At 30.7% G+C, this 5,318-nt stretch carries 6 protein-coding genes; 5 read left to right on the top strand and 1 reads right to left on the bottom strand.

Annotated elements, in window-relative coordinates; all coding sequences use genetic code 11:
• A partial coding sequence (locus tag ACIQ11_RS08675) for a glutamine synthetase III (protein ID WP_396154253.1) occupies positions 1-1,116 on the bottom strand: 1,116 nt, incomplete at its 3' end.
• A gap of 236 nt (positions 1,117-1,352) precedes the next feature.
• Between ACIQ11_RS08675 and ACIQ11_RS08670 the strand changes: the two genes are divergently transcribed.
• From ACIQ11_RS08670 to ACIQ11_RS08650, 5 genes are all read left to right on the top strand, one after another.
• A complete protein-coding gene (locus tag ACIQ11_RS08670; protein WP_396154252.1) occupies positions 1,353-2,300 on the top strand; it encodes a TerC family protein in 948 nt (315 codons plus the stop codon).
• A gap of 10 nt (positions 2,301-2,310) precedes the next feature.
• On the top strand, positions 2,311-2,943 hold the full coding sequence (locus ACIQ11_RS08665) for a hypothetical protein (protein WP_396154251.1): 633 nt from the start codon (positions 2,311-2,313) through the stop codon (positions 2,941-2,943).
• 12 nt (positions 2,944-2,955) lie between these two features.
• Positions 2,956-3,525 carry a cob(I)yrinic acid a,c-diamide adenosyltransferase gene (locus ACIQ11_RS08660; RefSeq protein WP_353078597.1) on the top strand — a complete coding sequence of 190 codons (570 nt, stop codon included), beginning with the start codon at positions 2,956-2,958 and terminating at the stop codon, positions 3,523-3,525.
• Between the two features lie 171 nt (positions 3,526-3,696).
• Entirely contained in the window at positions 3,697-3,918 is a 222-nt protein-coding gene (locus ACIQ11_RS08655) for a DUF2795 domain-containing protein (protein WP_022828503.1), read from the top strand.
• Between the two features lie 102 nt (positions 3,919-4,020).
• Positions 4,021-5,318 (top strand): DEAD/DEAH box helicase (locus ACIQ11_RS08650; protein ID WP_396154250.1); only part of this gene is annotated, 1,298 nt, incomplete at its 3' end.

Below are 5,318 nucleotides of genomic sequence, written 5' to 3'. Positions count from 1 at the left end.
AAAAAACGTTAAGAACATTAAATTACTCATTGGCGTTTTTCCTGGAGACAATAAATTAATTCCAGTATCTGTTGCTAAAGACCAGTTGTTATGTTTACCTGAACCGTTTACACCTTTAAAAGGTTTTTCGTGAAACAATACTTTGAAATCGTGTCTTTCAGCAACTTTTTCCATCACATCCATTAATAAGGAGTTATGGTCAACTGCTAAATTGGTTTCTTCAAAAATTGGAGCCAATTCAAATTGTCCTGGCGCTACTTCATTATGACGTGTTTTAACAGGAATACCTAATAACATACATTCGTATTCCAATTCTCTCATATATTGTAAAACACGAGTTGGAATAGAACCAAAATAATGGTCATCTAATTGTTGTCCTTTTGAAGACGTGTGTCCTAATAAAGTTCTACCAGTAGCAATAATATCAGGTCTTGTTGCAGCTAAAGCAGAATCAATTAAGAAATATTCTTGTTCCCAACCTAACGTTGGTGTAATTTTTTTAACGTTTTTATCAAAATATTTAGCTACTTCTGTAGCAGCAGTATCAATAGCGCTTAACGCTCTTAATAAAGGTGTTTTGTTATCTAAAGCTTCACCTGTGTATGATACAAAAACAGTTGGAATACATAAAGTACTACCAAAAATAAATGCTGGAGAAGTTGGATCCCAAGCTGTATAACCACGAGCTTCAAATGTATTTCTAATTCCACCATTTGGAAATGATGAAGCATCCGGTTCTTGTTGAACCAATTGAGTTCCACCAAATTTTTCTACTGGATCTGAACCGTCCATTGATGTTTCGAAAAAAGCATCGTGTTTTTCAGCCGTTGTTCCTGTTAATGGTTGAAACCAATGTGTATAATGTGTTACGCCTTTTGATAAAGCCCACTCTTTCATTCCCATTGCTACATAATCCGCAATTTTACGATCGATTTTTGTTCCTAATTCAATAGCGCTTTTAACTGCTTTATAAGCATCTGGTGTTAAAAATTGACGCATTGATTTGTCGTTGAACACATTAGAAGCAAAAATTTCTGATTTTCTTGCTGTTTCTTCAAAAGAAACTGGTTTTCTACTTGTAGCTTTATCTAAAGCTTGGAAACGAAGTGTAGCCATAAAGTTAGGTTTTAAAATTAATTTCTAAATTTTACACTGCAAAAGTATAAAATATTTACAAATAAAAAAACTTACCCCCTAAAATTTTAGGGGTGATTTAAAAATATTTTAATTTTCAATGTATTTTAATGAAAAAACAAAGGGTTAGACTAACAAAAACGTAAAAACTTATTTTTAATCTGTGTGAAGCTAAAAATTTCTGAATTTTAATTTATATTTGCTAAAAATTAATAATTATGACAGTTTGGATTATTTTTCTTATTGCAATTTCTATATTTTTAGCACTTGATTTAGGTGTTTTTAATAAAAACCCGCATATAATTAGTAGCAAAGAAGCCTCTAAATGGACTATTTTGTGGGTAACATTATCGTTTATGTTTTCTGGTGTGGTCTATCTTTTATACAGCGGAGGTCACATTGAAAACCCAACTAATTTAAAACCAACAGACGCCTCATTAAAGTTCATTACTGGATATTTAATAGAACTTTCCTTAAGTGCTGATAATATTTTTGTAATTGCTATTATTTTTTCATCCTTTAAAATTCCACAAAAATACCAACACAGAGTTTTATTTTGGGGAATCATAGGTGCTATTGTTTTTAGAGGTTTAATGATTTTTTTAGGCGTAGCACTTATCAATCGATTTGAATGGATTATATATGTTTTTGGTGCTTTCTTAATTTTTACAGCTATGAAAATGCTATTTAGTAAAGAGGAAGAAGAATTTGACCCTAAGGATTCTAAAATATATAAGCTAATAGGTAAAATATTTCCAGTTCATACTGAAATTGAAGGACAGAAATTTTTTATTAGAAAAGAAAACATTAATTACGTAACACCGTTATTTATTGCATTAATTGTGATTGAAGTAATGGACGTTATTTTTGCTTTAGATAGCGTTCCAGCAATTTTAGCGATTACTTCTGACCCATTTTTGGTATTCAGCTCTAATATTTTTGCTATTTTAGGATTACGTTCTATGTATTTCTTCTTAGCCAATATGATTGAAAAATTTAGTTACATTGAATACAGTTTAATTGCAATTTTAACTTTCGTCGGTGTGAAAATGTTATTGATTCATCACTTCCCAGAATATTTTCCAGAATGGTTATCGTTAGCATTTATTGCATTATCAATTACAATTGGGGTTGTAGTTTCATTACAAAAAAATAAAAACAATTAAATTTTCAAATATGAAATTCTTCACCTTAGTACTTCTAACAATATTTTTTTCTTGTCATAAAAATATTTCTAACACTAAAACTGCAAGTAATATTGAATCAACAAAAAATAACAGAACAGAAAAAAAAGGTGAAATAGAATTATATGACATTAATAAAGCAGAAGTAATGCTTGAAGAAGATTTAAGTTTCAATGGAATCTTAGGTCGTTTTTTTAAAATAAATGAATTTGAAAATGTCTTTGGAAAACCAGACAGTATTGTTTTAGTTTCAAAAACAGAACTTTGTAGTTATATTTTTGAAAATGAAGATGGCAGTAAAGATTTAAAAGATAAATTTTTTTATAAAGATGGTTCTCGTTTTGAAAATTCTAAAAATGAAATTGCTGTAGATGAATTTCGGTTTACGAAAAATAACTTTATTAAATTCAAAAATATAATCTTGAATTCTGAAACTACAAAAGAAGATTTGAAAAAATATTTTCCTTATGCAATGAAACACATTGAGAATATAGATGTTCAAAATGACGGAGAAATGGAAGTTATTCAGTTACGTGAAGATAAACAAAATAAAAGTGAGGGACATATTTTATTATTTATTAAATACAACAAATTACAATATATGCACTGGTGGTTTCCGTGCTAAATATAACAACATATGAAAATATATACTAAAACAGGTGACACAGGAACCACTGCCCTTTTCGGAGGAACAAGAGTACCAAAAGACCATATCCGAATAGAAAGCTATGGTACAGTTGATGAATTAAATTCACATATCGGATTAATTCGTGATCAAGATTTCAATGCGCATTATAAAGATATTTTAATTGAAATTCAGGACAGATTATTTACTGTTGGCGCTATATTAGCCACACCGCCTGAAAAAGAAGTATTAAAAAACGGCGAAAAACGTTTACAAAACTTAGGTATAATTGAAAGTGATATCGAATTACTTGAAAAAGAAATTGATGCTATGGAAGAAGCATTGCCTCCGATGACGCATTTTGTTTTGCCAGGCGGACATACAACCGTGTCATATTGTCATATTGCACGTTGTGTATGCAGAAGAGCCGAGCGTTTAGCCGTACATTTAGACCATAACGAACCTGTTGCAGAGATTGCAATTAAATATTTAAACCGACTTTCTGACTATTTATTCGTATTGGCACGAAAGTTGTCTTATGATTTAAACGCTGAAGAAGTAAAGTGGATACCTCGAAAATAGTATTCAGTACACAGCAAAAAGTGTTCAGTCAATATAAAAATCTGATCACTAAAAACTGAAAACTGACCACTGAAATTAAGTTCTTAAAATTAATTAAAAAATAATTCAAAAAAAACTTGTCTTTTTAACTAATAAATTTATTTTTGCATTAAACTATAAAATCTAAATAAGATGTATTGGACGTTAGAATTGGCATCATATTTAAGTGATGCACCTTGGCCTGCTACAAAAGACGAATTAATTGACTACGCCATCAGAGCTGGAGCACCATTAGAAGTGGTAGAAAACTTACAGTCTATAGAGGATGAAGGTGAAATTTATGAGTCGATGGAAGAAATTTGGCCAGATTATCCTACAGATGAAGATTATCTTTGGAACGAGGATGAATATTAAAAAATAAATAGCCTATTAAAAAGTCTCTTCGGTGAGGCTTTTTTTTTGGTTATCTTTACAAATGAATACAACCGTAAGGTTAAATTATATAAAACATAGATTATGAGTATTGTAAATTCGATATTAAAAATATTTGTAGGTGATAAATCAGCCAACGATATCAAAGCCATTCAACCTATCGTAAATAAGATTAATTCTTATCAAGAAGCATTAAAATCAATTTCGCACGATGAATTAAGAGCAAAAACGGTTTTGTTTAAAGACAAAATCAATCAAGCTCGTGCTGAAAAAGATGCTAAAATTGAAGCGTTAAAATCGGAAGCAGAAAACACAGTAGATGTTGATGCTCGTGAAAATATATATACTGAAATTGATAAGTTAGAAAAAGAAGCATACGATATTTCAGAAAAAACTTTAAATGATATTTTACCTGAAGCATTTGCTGTACTAAGAGAAACGGCACGTCGTTTTAAAGAAAACACTTCAATAACCGTTACTGCTACTGCAAAAGACAGAGAACTTTCTGCAACAAAACCTTATATTACCATTGTTGGTGAAGAAGTAAATTGGGCAAATTCTTGGGATGCTGCAGGAAAGCCAATCACTTGGGACATGATTCATTATGATGTTCAATTAATGGGTGGTATTGTTTTACACCAAGGTGAAATTGCCGAAATGCAAACCGGAGAAGGTAAAACGTTAGTTGCAACTCTTGCACTTTACTTAAACGCACTTACAGGAAATGGAGTACATTTAGTTACAGTAAATGACTATTTAGCGAAACGTGATAGTACTTGGAAAGCGCCTATATTTGAATTTCACGGTTTAACTGTAGATTGTATAGACAATCACCAACCAAATACAGAAGCAAGAAGAAAAGCATATAATGCCGATATTACTTATGGTACGAATAACGAATTTGGTTTCGATTATTTACGTGATAATATGGCGAATTCACCAGAAGATTTAGTACAAAGAAAACACAACTACGCCATTGTAGATGAGGTCGATTCAGTATTAGTTGATGATGCAAGAACTCCTTTAATTATTTCTGGACCTGTTGAAGATGGAGACCGACACGAGTTTTTAGAATTAAAACCAAAAGTGGAAAATCTTTTCAATTTACAAAAGCGTATTGCAACAGATTGCTTAACTGAAGCAAAACGATTAATTAAAGAAGGAAATGTTAAAGATGGTGGTTTTCAATTATTAAGAACCTACCGTGCGTATCCTAAAAATAAAGCATTAATTAAGTTTTTATCTGAAGAAGGAATCAAACAAATTCTTCAAAAAACAGAAAATGCTCACATGCAAGATAATAATAGAGAAATGCCAAAAGTAGACGAGGCATTATACTTTGTCATTGAAGAAAAAAACAATCAAGTAGAATTAACTGATAA

Source organism: Flavobacterium sp., assembly GCF_044361065.1.
Taxonomy (GTDB): Bacteria; Bacteroidota; Bacteroidia; order Flavobacteriales; family Flavobacteriaceae; genus Flavobacterium.
Note: the sequence above shows the minus strand (reverse complement) of the source record. Positions and strands in the feature narration are given on the sequence as shown.